This window comes from Candidatus Kosakonia sp. 282A-S69, from assembly GCF_029433855.1.
Classification (GTDB): domain Bacteria; phylum Pseudomonadota; class Gammaproteobacteria; order Enterobacterales; family Enterobacteriaceae; genus Kosakonia; species Kosakonia cowanii_A.
The window spans coordinates 1,279,519-1,295,141 of sequence record NZ_JAROAU010000003.1 but is presented as its reverse complement, the minus strand read 5'-3'; the positions used below and the strand labels follow the sequence as shown (position 1 = coordinate 1,295,141).

Annotated in this window: 18 protein-coding genes; 6 read left to right on the top strand and 12 right to left on the bottom strand. The window is 56.1% G+C overall.

Features of this window, described 5'->3' with window-relative positions; all coding sequences use genetic code 11:
• Positions 1-19 precede the first annotated feature (19 nt).
• The 3 genes from rsmF (at position 20) to PU683_RS11810 (ending at position 2,110) form a co-directional block, all read left to right on the top strand.
• Complete coding sequence (gene rsmF, locus PU683_RS11820) at positions 20-1,459, top strand: 16S rRNA (cytosine(1407)-C(5))-methyltransferase RsmF (RefSeq protein WP_277171607.1); 1,440 nt, start codon at positions 20-22, stop codon at positions 1,457-1,459.
• A gap of 114 nt (positions 1,460-1,573) precedes the next feature.
• Positions 1,574-1,813, top strand: a complete 240-nt coding sequence (locus tag PU683_RS11815) for a YebV family protein (RefSeq protein WP_023480127.1) — start codon at positions 1,574-1,576, stop codon at positions 1,811-1,813.
• 105 nt (positions 1,814-1,918) lie between these two features.
• Positions 1,919-2,110, top strand: coding sequence for a YdfD/YebW family protein (locus PU683_RS11810; protein ID WP_023480173.1), 192 nt, complete (start codon positions 1,919-1,921; stop codon positions 2,108-2,110).
• Here PU683_RS11810 and pphA read toward each other — a convergent pair whose 3' ends face one another.
• The 5 genes from pphA to yobA all read right to left on the bottom strand — a co-directional run bounded on the left by pphA (position 2,111) and on the right by yobA (position 5,323).
• Positions 2,111-2,755, bottom strand: a complete 645-nt coding sequence (gene pphA / locus PU683_RS11805; protein ID WP_277171606.1) for a protein-serine/threonine phosphatase — start codon at positions 2,753-2,755, stop codon at positions 2,111-2,113. It lies immediately after the preceding gene.
• 344 nt (positions 2,756-3,099) lie between these two features.
• Entirely contained in the window at positions 3,100-3,267 is a 168-nt protein-coding gene (locus PU683_RS11800; protein ID WP_277171605.1) for a hypothetical protein, read from the bottom strand.
• A gap of 447 nt (positions 3,268-3,714) precedes the next feature.
• Positions 3,715-4,059 (bottom strand): YebY family protein, encoded by a 345-nt coding sequence (locus PU683_RS11795; RefSeq protein WP_277171604.1) that lies wholly within the window; start codon positions 4,057-4,059, stop codon positions 3,715-3,717.
• A gap of 18 nt (positions 4,060-4,077) precedes the next feature.
• On the bottom strand, positions 4,078-4,947 hold the full coding sequence (gene copD / locus PU683_RS11790) for a copper homeostasis membrane protein CopD (protein WP_277171603.1): 870 nt from the start codon (positions 4,945-4,947) through the stop codon (positions 4,078-4,080).
• Between the two features lies 1 nt (position 4,948).
• The gene (gene yobA, locus PU683_RS11785; RefSeq protein WP_277171602.1) at positions 4,949-5,323 is read right to left on the bottom strand and encodes a CopC domain-containing protein YobA; all 375 of its coding nucleotides are present in this window, start codon (positions 5,321-5,323) and stop codon (positions 4,949-4,951) included.
• Between the two features lie 136 nt (positions 5,324-5,459).
• Between yobA and PU683_RS11780 the strand changes: the two genes are divergently transcribed.
• Together PU683_RS11780 and exoX are read left to right on the top strand one after the other, a co-directional pair.
• Positions 5,460-5,690, top strand: coding sequence for a DNA polymerase III subunit theta (locus tag PU683_RS11780; RefSeq protein ID WP_034813210.1), 231 nt, complete (start codon positions 5,460-5,462; stop codon positions 5,688-5,690).
• Between the two features lie 11 nt (positions 5,691-5,701).
• Positions 5,702-6,364 (top strand): exodeoxyribonuclease X, encoded by a 663-nt coding sequence (exoX, locus tag PU683_RS11775; protein WP_277171601.1) that lies wholly within the window; start codon positions 5,702-5,704, stop codon positions 6,362-6,364.
• Here the strand turns inward: exoX and ptrB are convergent, their stop codons facing one another.
• From ptrB to PU683_RS11755, 4 genes are all read right to left on the bottom strand, one after another.
• Positions 6,365-8,419 carry an oligopeptidase B gene (ptrB, locus tag PU683_RS11770; protein ID WP_277171600.1) on the bottom strand — a complete coding sequence of 685 codons (2,055 nt, stop codon included), beginning with the start codon at positions 8,417-8,419 and terminating at the stop codon, positions 6,365-6,367.
• A gap of 78 nt (positions 8,420-8,497) precedes the next feature.
• Positions 8,498-9,163 carry a tellurite resistance TerB family protein gene (locus PU683_RS11765; protein WP_277174279.1) on the bottom strand — a complete coding sequence of 222 codons (666 nt, stop codon included), beginning with the start codon at positions 9,161-9,163 and terminating at the stop codon, positions 8,498-8,500.
• A 92-nt stretch (positions 9,164-9,255) separates the two neighbouring features.
• Positions 9,256-9,606 carry a protein YebF gene (gene yebF / locus PU683_RS11760; RefSeq protein ID WP_277171599.1) on the bottom strand — a complete coding sequence of 117 codons (351 nt, stop codon included), beginning with the start codon at positions 9,604-9,606 and terminating at the stop codon, positions 9,256-9,258.
• A 58-nt stretch (positions 9,607-9,664) separates the two neighbouring features.
• Complete coding sequence (locus PU683_RS11755; RefSeq protein WP_277171598.1) at positions 9,665-10,003, bottom strand: YebG family protein; 339 nt, start codon at positions 10,001-10,003, stop codon at positions 9,665-9,667.
• A gap of 128 nt (positions 10,004-10,131) precedes the next feature.
• Here PU683_RS11755 and purT point away from each other — a divergent pair, with 128 nt between their 5' ends.
• The gene (gene purT, locus PU683_RS11750; protein WP_277171597.1) at positions 10,132-11,310 is read left to right on the top strand and encodes a formate-dependent phosphoribosylglycinamide formyltransferase; all 1,179 of its coding nucleotides are present in this window, start codon (positions 10,132-10,134) and stop codon (positions 11,308-11,310) included.
• 65 nt (positions 11,311-11,375) lie between these two features.
• Here purT and kdgA read toward each other — a convergent pair whose 3' ends face one another.
• The 3 genes from kdgA to zwf all read right to left on the bottom strand — a co-directional run bounded on the left by kdgA (position 11,376) and on the right by zwf (position 15,574).
• The gene (gene kdgA / locus PU683_RS11745; protein WP_277171596.1) at positions 11,376-12,017 is read right to left on the bottom strand and encodes a bifunctional 4-hydroxy-2-oxoglutarate aldolase/2-dehydro-3-deoxy-phosphogluconate aldolase; all 642 of its coding nucleotides are present in this window, start codon (positions 12,015-12,017) and stop codon (positions 11,376-11,378) included.
• Between the two features lie 37 nt (positions 12,018-12,054).
• A complete protein-coding gene (gene edd, locus PU683_RS11740) occupies positions 12,055-13,866 on the bottom strand; it encodes a phosphogluconate dehydratase (protein ID WP_277171595.1) in 1,812 nt (603 codons plus the stop codon).
• 232 nt (positions 13,867-14,098) lie between these two features.
• On the bottom strand, positions 14,099-15,574 hold the full coding sequence (gene zwf / locus PU683_RS11735; protein ID WP_277171594.1) for a glucose-6-phosphate dehydrogenase: 1,476 nt from the start codon (positions 15,572-15,574) through the stop codon (positions 14,099-14,101).
• Positions 15,575-15,623: the final 49 nt, after the last annotated feature.

Genomic DNA, 15,623 nt, shown 5'->3' with positions numbered 1-15,623 from the left:
TTTCCTTCTGGGGCGCCCCGTGGCTCAAAACGCTGTTTATCTTCCTGAAGAATTTCTCGCCCAGATGCGCCTGGCGATGCCTGAGCATCTCGATTTTGATGCGTTTATTGCCGCCTGCCAGCGCCCGCTGCGCCGCAGTATTCGCGTCAATACACTGAAAATTTCTGTCGATGACTTTCTCGCGCTGGTCGCGCCCTATGGCTGGCAGTTAATGCCGGTGCCGTGGTGCGCGGAGGGCTTCTGGATCGAGCGCGACGAGGAGGAGAGCCTGCCTTTAGGCAGTACGGCGGAGCATCTGAGCGGCCTGTTTTACATCCAGGAAGCGAGTTCAATGTTGCCGGTTACCGCGCTGTTTGCCGGGGAGGCGATGCCGCTGCGCGTGATGGATGTCGCCGCCGCGCCGGGGTCGAAAACCACGCAGATAGCCGCCCGGATGGGAAATCAGGGTGCCATTCTCGCCAATGAGTTCTCTGCCAGCCGCGTCAAAGTGCTGCATGCGAATATTAGCCGCTGCGGTATCCAGAATGTGGCGTTGACCCATTTCGACGGCCGCGTGTTTGGAGCCGCCTTGCCTGAGCTGTTCGATGCCATTCTGCTCGACGCGCCCTGCTCCGGTGAAGGGGTGGTGCGTAAAGATGCCGATGCGCTGAAAAACTGGTCCCACGCCAGCAACCTGGAGATTGCCGCCACGCAGCGCGAACTCATCGACAGCGCCTTCCATGCCCTGCGCCCCGGAGGCGTGCTGGTCTACTCTACCTGCACGCTCAATCGCGACGAAAACGAAGCCGTCTGCCACTGGTTAGCGCAGCGATACCCTGATGCCGTTGAGTTCGAACCTCTGGACAAATTGTTCGACGGTGCAGAGCAGGCATTGACGGCAGACGGCTTCCTGCATGTCTTTCCACAAATTTTTGACTGCGAAGGGTTCTTCGTCGCCCGCCTGCGTAAAACCGCAGCGGTCGAGCGCTTACCCGCCCCAACCTACAAAGTCGGTCAATTTCCGTTTGCGCCACTGAAAGCACGCGAGAGTGCTGCTGTTACCGCCGCTGCGGCAGAGGTCGGCTTATGCTGGGGTGATTCTCTGCGTCTGTGGCAGCGTGATAAAGAGATCTGGCTCTTCCCGGCCGCCATCGAAGATCTGATCGGAAAAGTCCGCTTTTCCCGCCTCGGTATGCGCCTCGCGGAGACGCATAATAAGGGCTACCGCTGGCAACATGAAGCCGTGATCGCGCTGGCCGGCGATAGCAATCCGCTCGCTTTCGAACTGACATTAGAGGAGGCGGAAGCGTGGTATCGGGGCCGCGATATCTACCCACAGGCCTTGCCAGCCGGGGAGGAGGTAATTGTGACCTTCCAGGGTCAGGCGCTGGGGCTTGCGAAAAAAGTGGGTTCACGGCTGAAAAACAGCTATCCGCGCGAGCTGGTGCGCGACGGTCAGCTTTTCGCTGGAAAGGCGTGACGCCGCGCATAAAAATCGCATTTTTTGACTGGCGACTTCCCGGCTGTTGTACCAGGCTGAAATGTGGGCGGCTTTACTGGTCGTACCACATTTTAACGATCGACGGAGAGCATTATGACGAAAACCAGCGTGCGCATTGGCGCATTCGAAATCGATGATGCCGAGTTGCAGGGAGAGAGTCAGGGTGAGCGTAAACTGCATATTCCATGCAGTTCAGATCCCGATTTATGTATGCAGCTTGATGCCTGGGACGCGGAAACCAGCATTCCTGCGATCCTTAACGGCGAGCATTCGGTCCTTTATCGCGAACATTACGACGAGCAGTCTGACACCTGGATTATGCGTCTTGCCTGATCCGATGAGAACCCGTCCCTGAGACGGGTTATTTACCTGCCTGATTTCCCCTGCCCCTATTCATCCCCTACACTTATCGTTACGTTGTACAGAACCGAGGATGTAATGTTCGCGCTGGTCTTATTTGTTTGCTACCTGGACGGTGGATGTGACGACATCGTGGTCGATGTCTTTAATAGTGAGCAACAGTGCCTGGCTGCGATGGACGATCAGCGTATGCGTCACGGCGGTTGTTTTCCCGTAGAAGATTTTATCGATGGCTTCTGGCATCCGGCGCGCGACTATAGCGATTTTTAACTACTGCAGCTGCACCAGCGTTAACTCACCGCCGAACACTGCCCCGGTGTCGATATAGTGCTGATTATGGGCATCGAAGCGCGCTTTCAGCGGCGTATGCCCGAACCAGAAGTCATCCGCACCGGCAATCGGTTCACCTTTCCCGCACAGCAACTGGTTGAGGCGCTCCCGCCGCCATAGCACCGACTCGCTATCCACCTCTTTTTGCCAGCCGTATACAGTCGCCGGATAATCAGCATGCGCAATGATATTCAGCCCGCGGGAGGTTTGAAGCTCCAGAATATAGGGCAACTCTGCGCACTTGCGCAGAGCGTCACGCGCCCGTGCTTGCTCCTCTTCGCCAAGCTTCGCAAACCAGCCGCCGCCGTTCATCTGCCACAGCGCGCGGTTGTTTTCCCGCAGGGCGTCAATGGCCATCTGCTCATGGTTGCCACGCACGGTGATGAACCAGCGCTGATTAAGCAGCGCCAGACACTGCAAACTCTGCGGGCCACGATCAATCAGGTCGCCGACGCAGATCAGCAGATCTTCATAAGGGTCGAAGTGACGCTCCCGCAGCGCCTGCATCAAGCGTTGATAGCACCCATGCAGATCGCCCACCAGCCAGATATGACGCCACTGCGCGCCGTCGATACGTTGATACATAAGCTTCCCCCTTTTTCAGTATAGGAAACAGGCGCGCGCATCACCTGAACGATCGAGCGTTTTGAGCGTAGCGTTGTGAAAAAAGAGAGCGTCATTAGTCGGGTTAAAAAATGACAGTAGTAACGAGTCCTCAGAATGTTCCAACATAACGTGCGGTGGCAGGCCGTCGTACTTTGAACTGCATACTCATAATAAAAAAGGAGAAAGGTTTTAAGATATCTGTTGAAGGAAGGAACTGATTTCCTGGCGACATCGTGAACTATCATTGTCGCCTGGGGGTTATGACCAATGAGGTTTATCCTGGCATCCCCATAAAATGGAATAATTTTATAACTACGGCCTATTTAATGAGGTTCTGTATTCATGCCTTCTCCTGACAGCATTCCAGGCGTAACTTCATTATTATTTTTGTCAGTGATGTGCAGATCACCACTCCAGGAAATATTCATATTTATCGCGCGGCTCTTAACATGCCGACTGCGTAAGGCTGGAGCAACATTGGCTCCTTTCATACCACAAGCCTCTGCCATTACATTGGCTTCGCACGAGCTCTTTGCATCGTTTCCATGGTCCCATTCAATTTCTGCGCCATCATTCGCAAGCTGCCTGCTTATCTGATTATGTTATGGTTTGAACCGAACATGGTGTTTTCGGTATATTTCAGGAAACCCTGGGAAACCCCAGATTAAACCGCCATATTACAGAGAGATAAAAAAAGACCGAATACGATTCCTGTATTCGGTCCAGGGAAATGGCTCTTGGGAGAGAGCCGTGCGCTAAAAGTTGGCATTAATGCAGGCTAAGTCGCCTTGCATCTTAAGAATAGATGACGACACCAGCTTTTCCAGTCCGCGACAAATGTGGTCAGAAAAATCCGGTAATTGTCACGTTTATCATAAAAAAACGCAGGCGGTGTTAACCGGGCCTGCGTTTTTTATGCTGAATCAGGATGAATCCTGTCACTTCTGGCAGAGGGATTTCGCGCGCTCAATAAAAGGGGCGAGGCTCATTTTCTGCCCGGGATGTTCTGGGTCATCAACCTGAATGATGCTGATCGGCTGACCGGTGCTTTTCCCGCTGTCGACCTGCTTCTGCGCGATATCATTGAGCGGATACTGCACCAGCGTGCTCGGGTTGATGGCGAACAGGGCATTGCCCGGCCTGCAGGTCAGCATTATCTCTTCGCGATTGAAGGCCCATTTCTCTTTGCCAACCTCGAAACGGCTGACGGTAATCACCTGCGGCGCAGCCAGCGCGGCGGCTGAGCTGGTCAGCATCAATACTGCAATCACACTCTTTTTCATTCTTTTCACCAGATTTATTCAAAAAGGCTCCCAGGTGGCAAACAGGCTTACCGCCGCCAGTACCAGCGCACCGATTATCAATTCTGCCCGGGTTAACGTTATAAAGCGCTGCCGCGCTCCGTTCTCGTCCAGGCTCAAGCGTGGCACCAGAACATACCGGTTCACAAGCGCGATTGCCACCATCAGCGCGACAAGCGCACATTTGAGCAACAACATCCGCCCCCAGCCGCTCTGCCACGGCCACGCCAGCCCCTGAATCAACACCGCATTCACAATGCCGGTAAGGATAACGCCCGCCACCGCCAGGTGACCATAACGAGAGAAGCGCATCATCGCGCCAATAGCCGCGGGGTGGCCGCGGTCACGCGTAAGCTGCATACAAAACAGCACCGGCAACAGGCCGCCCAGCCACATCGCCCCGCACAGTAAATGCAGCGCATGGTTGATATGTTGCAGCACACCAGCAAGCCCTTCGCGCATCGCTGCGTGGCCGAGACCTGCTGCCAGCAGAAACTGCAGCGCCGTCAACAGCAGCAGCTTCCTTTGCTGCGCTGGCTGCAACAGCCCGGTAAAGAGGGTTAATAGCGCGAGGAAAATTTGCCAGGCCAGCAGTGAACCCGCTTGCGTACCGGCAACCGCTCGCCAGATCGTGGGCTGCCACACCTCGGGCCAGCCGCCGGCCATCATCCCCCCCTGCACGGCATAGAGCAACAGCGCGCTCAGTGCCGTAAGGATCAGGCAGACGCGCTGCAGCGGCAGGAAGTGTTGGGAGAGTGTCCGGCGCAGATCGCGCGGCGCCAGCCAGGCGCCGAACAGCGCGCTACCAAACAGCAGCATCAGGGCAGCGAAGTGGAGAAAGCGCAACCCGACAAAGAGCGACGACAACATGTTACTTCACAGAAAAGCTGTACTGCCCGTGCGTTTTATGGCCGTCGACCGAGACCACATGCCAGCTGACGGTGTACTTACCGGCGGTCAGCGGTTGTTCGAGCGGCACGATCATCTGGGTCTTATCCTTTTCGTTGCGCTTTACCGCCCCGGTTTTGATCGCCTTCTGCTGCGCGTCTGTCACTTTAATGCCGCTAAACGCAGGTTCAATGCCTTCTGAAAAGTTGAGCGTTAATGCCTGCGGTGCCGCAGTGACATCGGCGTCCGCAGCCGGGTACTGCCCTTTGAGGTGGGCATGCGCCAGCACTGCCGGGGTGGCAAAAAGTGCGGTGATAAGGGCAAAAGCGCGTAAGCGCTGTGTCGGAGAGATAAGCATAGAGTCATTCCTTTTTGTTATGCATACGATATAGAGGATAAACCTGTACAATAGTTGAGTCGAGTCTCATCGCCGCCACGCTTGTCTTTCTGCGACAGCCTTAGTAACTTTTGCCGCCTGAACTGAGGAGAACATCATAATGACCAATCTTGCGCAGCTCGAACAAGAAGAGATGGATAAGGTGAATGTCGATCTGGCCGCCGCCGGGGTTGCCTTCAAAGAGCGCTACAATATGCCGGTGATTGCCGAGGCGGTTGAGCGCGAACAACCCGAACATCTGCGCGGCTGGTTTCGCGAACGCCTGATTGCCCACCGGCTGGCCTCCGTCTCGCTCTCTCGCCTCCCCTATGAGCCGAAAGTGAAATAATGGAGCCGACTATGTTACGTGTTATCGATACAGAAACCTGCGATTTGCAGGGAGGTATCGTCGAGATCGCCTCGGTGGATGTGGTAGACGGGCAAATCGTTAATCCGCAGAGCCACCTGGTACGCCCCGATCGTCCCATTAGCCCGCAGGCGATGGCAATCCACCGCATCACCGAAGCGATGGTGGCAGATCAGCCGTGGATTGAAGAAGTTGTACCCTATTATCACGGCAGTGAGTGGTATGTGGCGCATAACGCCAGCTTTGACCGCCGCGTGCTGCCAGAGATGTCCGGCGAGTGGATCTGCACCATGAAACTGGCGCGTCGTTTATGGCCGGGGATCAAATACAGCAATATGGCGCTCTATCACTCCCGCAAGCTCAGCGTACAGACGCCTGCCGGTTTGCATCACCACCGCGCGCTCTACGATTGCTACATCACTGCTGCCCTGCTGATAGACATCATGCAGGTCTCGGGCTGGACCGCAGAGCAGATGGCCACCATTACCGGACGCCCGGCGCTGATGACCACCTTTACCTTTGGGAAATACCGTGGCAAGCCGGTTGCTGAAATCGCCGACCGCGATCCGGGCTACCTGCGCTGGCTGTTTAACAACCTCAACAGCATGAGCCCGGAGTTGCGTTTAACGCTCAAACACTACCTTGGCGAGGGGTAATTACCCTTTGCCGGGCAGAGTCCCCTGCGCCAGCGCGATCAGAAACGCGTACTCCAGTGCGACACCCTCATAGGATTTAAAACGACCCGATTTACCGCCGTGCCCCGAATCCATATCGGTACAGAGCAGCAGCAGATTGTCATCGGTTTTATATTCCCGCAGTTTCGCCACCCACTTTGCCGGCTCCCAGTACTGCACCTGTGAATCATGTAAACCAGTAGTCACCAGCATATGCGGATAGGGGTGCGCGCCGATGTTGTCGTAGGGGCTGTAGCCCTTCATATAGTGGTAGTAGGTCTCATCCTGCGGATTGCCCCACTCCTCAAACTCGCCGGTCGTTAACGGGATCGACTCATCAAGCATGGTGGTGACTACATCGACAAAGGGCACCTGGGCAATCACGCCGTGGTAGAGAGAAGGACGCATGTTGATCACCGCGCCCATCAGCATGCCGCCCGCACTGCCGCCCATTGCATAACAGTATTGCGGTGAACCGTAGCCCTGCTCCAGCAGACTGTCGGTAACATCAATAAAGTCATTGAAGGTATTTTGCTTGTTGAGGAATTTCCCCTCTTCGTACCAGGCATGACCCAGCTCGCCGCCGCCGCGAATATGGGCTATCGCGCAGACGAAGCCGCGATCCAACAGGCTCAGGCGGCTGCTGCTGAAATCGGCATCAATACTCGCCCCGTAGGAGCCGTAGCCGTAGACCAGTAGCGGGTTTTCGCCTTTGCGAAAATGGTTGTGGTTGTAAACCAGCGAGACGGGCACTTCAACGCCATCCCGTGCGACCACCCATACATGCTCGCTGCGGTAGTCACTTGCGTCAAAGCCCGCCACTTCAGTCTGCTTCAGCACGCGACGTTCGCCGGTGTCCATATCCAGCTCAAACAGAGTATCTGGCGTGGTCATTGAGGAGTAACCGTAGCGTAGCCGCGAGGTTTCCGGCTCGGGATTATAGGCAAGCCAGGTGACGTAGGCCGGGTCGTCAAAGGCGATACCGATCACTTCGCGGGTTTTACGGTTGATCTGCCGCAGGCTTGTCAGGCCGCGTTGCCGCTCTTCAACCACCAGCCAGTCGGTAAAGAGAGTAAAGCCTTCCAGCATAATGTGATCGCGGGCGGGGATCAGCACTTCCCAGCGCCGCTCATCACGCACTTTGGTGCGATAGAGGCCGAAGTTTTTACCATCGCGGTTGGAGCGCAGGTAGAAGGTGTGCTGGTAGTGATCGAGGCTGTACTCATGCTCTTTGCGCCGCGGTAAAAAGCAGAGCGGCTGCGCATCCGGCAGTTCGGCATCAAGCAGCAGCACCTCGCTGGTGGTGGCGCTGGCAAGATGAATAGTGATGTAGTGCTGCGAAGTGGTTTTGCTCAGCCCCACGTAAAAGGTGTCATCCTTCTCCTCGTAGACCAGCTCATCCTGCTGCGTCGGCGAGCCGACCGTATGCCGCCAGACCTGATAAGGCAGCAGCGTCGTGGCATGTTTACGCACGTAATAGACGGTCTCAGAATCATTCACCCAGACAAAATCAGGCGAGACGTTATCGAGCACCTCCGGGTACCAGTTGCCCGTCTCCAGGTTGCGAAAGCGTAAACCATACTGCCGCCTTGAGAGAAAATCTTCCGCCAGCGCCATAATGGTGTTATCGGGCGAAATGTCGAGACCCCCCATGGTGTAAAACTCGCTGTGCGAGGCGCGCTGATTGGCATCCAGCAGGGTGACCCAGTCGTCCCATTCAGAGCTGAGCACCGACTGGCGCTGGTAGATAGCGTATTCGTTGCCCGGCTCATAAATGTGCCGGTAACGATAGCCGTTACGAATATAGGGGGCGGAGACTTCACGCTGCGGAATACGGGAGATGATCTCCTGCAGCAAGTTATCCTGCAGGGCTTGCTGGGAGGCCATCAACTCCCGACCGTAGTCATTCTCCTGATGCAGATAATCAAGCACCTCTGGCTGAGAGCGCGTGTCATCCCGCAGCCAGTAGTAGTTATCGACGCGGGTATCGCCATGAATGGTCATGGCGTGGGGGATCTGTTTTGCTTTCGGCAACATAGCTCTTATCTTTTTTCTGTTTTCCATCCTATAAGGGTGGCAAAACAAACGCGCGTTGCAAGCGAAACGTTATCGCGCTCAGGTTGTAAGGGCGCGTTTTTGCTGCTGAAGATCCTGTTCGATGCCCTCACGGACGTCCTGCGGCACCTTCAGGGCATCGCCCAGCGCGTTGAGATAGCTGCGCTCCATAAAGTGGTCAATGTCAATCACCGCACAACTGAGGAAGTAAAGTTCCAGCGCTTCCTCCTCATTTTTGACCCCCTGCGCCAGCCGTGCCGGATCGAGAGGCTGCTCCAGTGCTTTCGCCACCAGCTCGCGCCCCTGAGTTTCGATCCCCGCCTCGCGCAGCTGCGACTCAATGGCCGCCTGCTCCTGCGCATCGATATGGCCGTCGCTCTTCGCTGCAAAGACCAGCGCCAGAATCAGGCGCTCGGTGCGCACGTCCAGCGGCGACTGCTGCTGCCCAAACTGCGGTTCATCCTGATGGGTTTCGCGAATGCGATCTTTGTATTTGTTCCACAGCACCGTACCGGCTACCGCCCCGCCGCCCACCAGTAGCGCGCCAGTACCATATTTAGTGAGTAATTTGCGTGACGATTTGTTAGCGACCAGCAGACCGGCAAGCCCGCCCAGCGCCCCTGGCACCAGCAGCTTGTTTAACCCCTGGGCCTCGGAGGAGGAGGTATTCGACGCCCCACTTTTTTGACCCAGCAGCGACTGTAATTGATTTAACCAGTTCATGATTTTCCCTCGCTTAAGCTCTGTAGTCAGGCAAGAGTAAGCGAGGGGGATGTCAGGAAGTGTCTGTATCTGGAAAGAATAGGAAAATTATGGCGCTACTGCTGCGTTCTGTACGCCGCGCTGCCCGCCGGGCAGTCGACCATTACGCGATAGTGAATATCGGCGCTTTTACCGCGCACGGTTAAGGGCACCGCCCATTTATCACCCTTGCCAGTCACCTCTTGCGGATTAACCCATACCACCGGATCCGCCTGACCGATTATTTTCTGATCGTCCGCCCAGCGCACAATGCGGTTCTGCAGATAGTCGCGCTTAACGCTGGCGGCGATGCCCTCAGCATTAAGCCCTTCACAGGAAGGAAACTTCACGACTTTTTGTGCAGCGGCATCTGCCGCCATGCTGCCCGCCAGCAAAAACAGACCGGTTACTACCCCTGCTATTTTCATGCTTATCTCCTGGTTAATACCCATTCAAAGCATGGTACAAATTGCTGGCGGTGCAACATCAGGCGACTTTCGCCCGCTTGCTGGCGCTTTTAATATCAACCGCGTCAGAGGATTCATCCTTAGCATTTTTTTCCGGGAGTGCGCCCTCTTCGCTCTCTGTGCCGGGGAGTTTGCCGGATTTCAGGATGCCGTTGAGCGCATCTTTTTGCTCGGCGAGCCACATCGCCATGCGTTCACGGGTCTCCTCTTCCAGAGCTACCGGACCGGTGCCTAACCAGTCGCCCAACACTTCGGCCAGGTCGAGCATTTTGTCGTAAGCATCGGCTTCCTTTTTGCTGGCAAAAGACATCTTTTCCTCACCTTCGCGAATGACTACGTATTTAACTTCTACCGCCATGATGCAGCCTCGTTTTACTGTGTATTTGTACAGTATAGTAGCGCGATGAAAAAACCACCGCAAGTGGAAAAGACAGACGCAAACGTTTTCGTTATACTGCGCCCACTTTTTTCTAATGGTACTTTGCTATGACTCTTTTAGGAACCGCGCTGCGTCCGGCAGCCACGCGTGTGATGTTATTAGGCTCAGGCGAGCTGGGCAAAGAAGTGGCTATTGAATGTCAGCGGCTCGGTATCGAAGTGATTGCGGTGGACCGCTATGCGGATGCTCCGGCCATGCAGGTCGCGCACCGCTCCCATGTGATTAACATGCTTGACGGCGCAGCGTTAAAAGCACTGGTCGCCGAGGAGCAGCCGCACTTTATTGTGCCGGAGATCGAAGCCATCGCCACCGACGCCCTGATTGAGCTGGAAGCGGCTGGTCAGCGTGTGGTTCCCTGCGCACGCGCCACCAAGTTAACGATGAACCGCGAGGGGATCCGTCGCCTCGCAGCAGAGGAGTTGCAGCTCCCCACCTCGACCTACCGTTTTGCCGATAGTGAAGAGAGCTTCCGCCAGGCGGTAAGCCAGATTGGCCTGCCCTGCATTGTGAAACCGGTGATGAGCTCCTCAGGTAAAGGGCAGAGCTTTATTAAATCTGCCGATCAGTTGGCTTCCGCCTGGGCCTACGCGCAACAGGGCGGTCGCGCCGGTGCCGGGCGCGTCATTGTCGAAGGGGTGGTGAAGTTTGATTTTGAAATCACCCTGCTGACTATCAGCGCGGTGGACGGCGTCCACTTCTGTGCACCGGTGGGTCACCGTCAGGAGGATGGCGATTATCGTGAATCCTGGCAGCCTCAGCAGATGTCGGCGGCAGCGCTTGAGCGCGCCCAGCAGATCGCCCGTGACGTGGTGCTGGCGCTCGGGGGATATGGCCTTTTCGGCGTCGAACTCTTTGTCTGCGGCGATGAGGTTATTTTCAGTGAAGTCTCCCCGCGCCCGCACGATACAGGAATGGTGACGCTGATTTCGCAGGATCTCTCCGAATTCGCCCTGCATGTACGCGCCTTTTTAGGCCTGCCGATTGGCGCAATCCGCCAGTACGGCCCGGCCGCCTCTGCGGTGATTTTGCCCCGCCTGCACAGCCAGAATGTCACCTTTGATAATCTGCAACATGCCGTTGACGCAGGCGTGCAGCTGCGCTTGTTCGGCAAGCCGGAGATTGAAGGATCGCGCCGTCTGGGCGTGGCGCTGGCAGTCGCAGAGGATGTTGAGAGTGCGGTGGCCCGCGCCGTGGCGTCAGCAAATGCGGTGCAGGTCAACGGATAAAAAAAGCCCGGTGCGCATAGTGCGTCCGGGCTACTCATAAGGTGGGCTTTATACCTGCCTGCTGTTTACAGCTTCGCACCTTCAACGGCTTCGCGCGCCAGTTTAGTGATGCGATCATAATCGCCTGCTTCCAGCGCGTCGGCCGGAACCAGCCACGAGCCGCCGATGCAGAGCACGCTTTTCAGCGCCAGGTAGTCACGGTAGTTCGCCGGAGAGATGCCGCCGGTCGGGCAGAAACGCACCTGCGAGAAGGGACCCGCAATGGCCTGCAGGGCTTTGGTGCCGCCATTGGCTTCCGCCGGGAAGAACTTGAACTCTTTCAGGCCGTAATCCATACCCAGCATCAGTTCGGAAACGGTGCTGATGCCCGGGATCAGCGGAATGGTGCCTTCGGTGGCAGCTTTCAGCAGCGGCTCGGTCAGGCCGGGGCTGATGGCAAACTGCGCGCCTGCTTCGGTAACTTCAGCCAGTTGCTGCGGATTCAGCACGGTGCCAGCGCCGATAATGGCGTCAGGAACTTCTTTTGCAATAGCGCGGATAGCGTCAATCGCGCATGCAGTGCGCAGCGTCACTTCCAGCACACGAACACCACCTGCAACCAGCGCTTTCGCCATCGGGACAGCGTGCTCCAGTTTATTTACCACGATCACCGGTACAACCGGGCCGGTTTTCAGGATGGCTTCTGCACTTGTTTTCCAGTTTTTCATCAGTCTTTTTCTCTCGCCAGAATGAAATCTTGTCGTCTTAAAAAGTGATACAGGTTGCGCCCTGCTCTGCGCCGGAGAGCTTCTCTCGCAGCGCGCCGAACATTTCACGGCCTGTGCCCACGCGCATCGCGCTAAGGTCAGGAATATGCGGCTGACGTGCGGCCAGTTCGGTGTCAGCCACCAGCAGGGTCAACTCACCTGTCTGCCCGTTAACCCGGATAATGTCGCCATCACGTACTTTTGCCAGCAATCCACCGTCGTAAGCTTCGGGGGTTACATGGATTGCCGACGGCACTTTACCTGATGCCCCTGACAGCCGTCCATCGGTAACTAAGGCAATTTTGAAACGGCGGTCCAATAATACACCAAGTGGCGGCATCAGTTTATGTAATTCTGGCATGCCATTCGCTTTCGGCCCCTGATGACGGACGACCACCACGCAATCGCGATCCAGCAGACCCGCCTCAAAGGCCGGTAAAACGTCATGCTGGCTCTCAAACACCACCGCTGGCGCTTCGATGATCTGGTTCTCTACTGGCACGGCGGAGGTTTTCATCACCGCACGCCCAAGGTTGCCGCTCAGCACTTTAGTGCCGCCATGCTGCGAGAAGGGCTTATCAATGGTGGCAATAATCGAATCATCCAGCGATGCGGTAGCGCCTTCACGCCAGTCGAGTTCGCCATTGTTGAGCCACGGCTCCTGGGTGTAGCGGGTCAGGCCGAAACCGGCCACGGTATTCACCTCTTCATGCAGCAAACCGCCCTTCAGCAGCTCGCGCATCAATACTGGCACACCGCCCGCCGCCTGGAAGTGGTTAATGTCTGCCGGTCCGTTCGGGTAGAGGCGTGCAAGCAGCGGTACTGCCTCAGAGAGTTCGGAGAAGTCATCCCAGTTGATGATAATGCCCGCCGCGCGCGCCATTGCTACCAGGTGCATGGTGTGGTTGGTTGAACCGCCGGTTGCCAGCAGGGAGACGATGCCGTTAACCACGACTTTTTCATCGATCATTTTGCCGAGCGGCATCCATTCGTTACCGTTCCCGGTTAAACGCGTCACCTGGCGGGCAGCGGCTTCGGTCAGCGCTTGACGTAGCGGCGCATCCGGGTGAACAAAGGAGGAGCCGGGCAGCTGCATGCCCATAAACTCAATTACCATCTGGTTGGTGTTAGCGGTGCCGTAAAAGGTACAGGTGCCCGGAGCATGGTAAGAGGCGGCTTCCGACTCCAGCAGCGCCATGCGATCGACTTTACCTTCCGCATAGAGCTGGCGAATGCGCACCTTCTCTTTGTTTGCCAGGCCGCTGGCCATCGGGCCTGACGGCACAAACAGCGCAGGCAAGTGACCAAACGACAGCGCCGCCATCGCCAGCCCCGGGACGATTTTGTCGCAGACGCCGAGGTATAGCGCACCGTCAAACATATTGTGCGACAGCCCCACCGCGGCGGACATGGCAATCACTTCGCGGCTCAGCAGCGACAGCTCCATTCCATCCTGACCCTGCGTCACGCCATCACACATCGCCGGTACGCCGCCCGCCACCTGGCCGACCGCATTCACTGAGTGCAGCGCTTTACGAATAATGTCGGGATAGACTTCATAAGGCTGATGTGCAGAGAGCATGTCGTTGTAGGAGGTGATGATGGCGATGTTGTTGCGCAACATGCTTTTGAGCGAGGCTTTATCCTCTGGCTGGCAGGCGGCAAAACCGTGCGCCAGGTTACCACAGGCCAGCGTTGAACGACGAACGGTGTTGCTTTTCGCCTGCTCAATGCGTGCAAGGTAGGCTGAACGGGTTGCGCGTGAACGTTCAATAATGCGATTTGTTACGCGTAACATTACTGGATTCATAGAGGCTCCTGAAATTTATCTGTTCGGGGAGAGCGTGCTAACCGTGCTTTTCACTATGCGTAACAAGCTTAAAACAACCGTGTACCGCGCCCCAAAGGCAAAATCACTTTAGCCAGTGTAATAAAAAAAGCCCCGCTGGTGAATCCAGCCGGGGCTTCGAAACAGAAAAATTGTTCGCAGAGCTGTGTTAGATCATGTTACCGGTAAAATTGCGCAACATAGCAGGCTCAGGTTACTCAAACTCGTTCCAGGAGCGACCATCGCGGGTGATCATCGCAACCGACGCGACAGGGCCCCAGGTACCGGCCTGATACGGTTTCGGTGAGTCATTATCCGCAGCCCAGGCTTCGGTAATGGAGTCGACCCACTTCCACGCCTCTTCCACTTCATCGCGGCGCACAAACAGCGCCTGAATTCCGCGCATCGACTCCAGCAGCAGGCGCTCGTAAGCATCTGCCAGGTGAGTCTCGTTGAAGGTTTCGGAGTAGCTCAGATCCAGCTTGGTGGTCTGCAGATTGTGTTTGTGATCCAGCCCCGGCACTTTATTGAGGATCTGGATATCAACCCCTTCATCAGGCTGCAGGCGAATGGTCAGCTTGTTCTGCGGCAGCTCCTGCCAGGACTCTTTAAACAGATTGAGTTCCGGGTTTTTGAAGTAGACCACCACTTCTGAACATTTGGTCGGCAGACGCTTACCGGTGCGCAGATAGAAAGGCACACCCGCCCAGCGCCAGTCGTCGATATCAACGCGGATCGCAACGAATGTTTCGGTATGGCTCGTCTTATTCGCGCCCTCTTCTTCCAGGTAGCCCGGCACTTTCTTGCCCTGGGCAAAACCGGCAGTGTACTGGCCGCGCACGGTTTTTTCCCGCACGTTAGTGCGATCGATACGGCGCAGGGATTTGAGCACCTTCACTTTCGCGTCGCGAATGCTGTCGGCGGTGAGATCGGACGGCGGCGACATCGCGATCATGCAGAGCACCTGCAGCAGGTGGTTCTGGATCATATCGCGCATCTGCCCGGCCTGGTCGAAATAGCCCCAGCGCCCTTCAATGCCCACCTCTTCCGCGACGGTGATCTCTACATGATCAATAGTGCGGTTATCCCAGTTATTCACGAACAGAGAGTTGGCAAAACGCAGCGCCAGCAGGTTAAGCACCGTCTCTTTACCAAGGTAGTGGTCGATACGGTAAACCTGGCACTCTTCAAAATATTCGCCCACCTGATCGTTGATCTGACGGGAGGTTTCAAGGGAGTTACCGAGCGGTTTCTCCATGACAACACGAGCCGGTTTGGCGTTCAGTTTCGCCGCGCCAAGCCCTTTACAGATCGCACCGAAGGTATCCGGCGGCATCGCGAAGTAGTTAATGGTGGTGCGGTTTTTCTGATCCAGCATCGCGCCGAGGCGTTTGAAGGCAGGCGTGTCGTTGACATCAAGATTACAGAAATCGAGACGACCGCTCAGCTTGTCCCATAAGCTTTCGTCGATCTTCTCTTTCATAAAGGTTTCGAGCGCTTCACGGACCACTTTGGTATAGGCTGCTTTGTCCCAGTCAGCACGGCCAACACCGAGAATCCGCGTCTCATCATGAATTTGACCGGCTTTTTCCAGCTGGTACAGGGAAGGCAGCAATTTTCGGCGTGCGAGATCGCCTTTCGCGCCGAAAATGACCAGGTCACACGCCTGGGCTGTTTGGACTACCGCCATGTCACTCTCCTCAGTTAGCTATCCTGAAGCTATCATCCGCTTCAGTTGT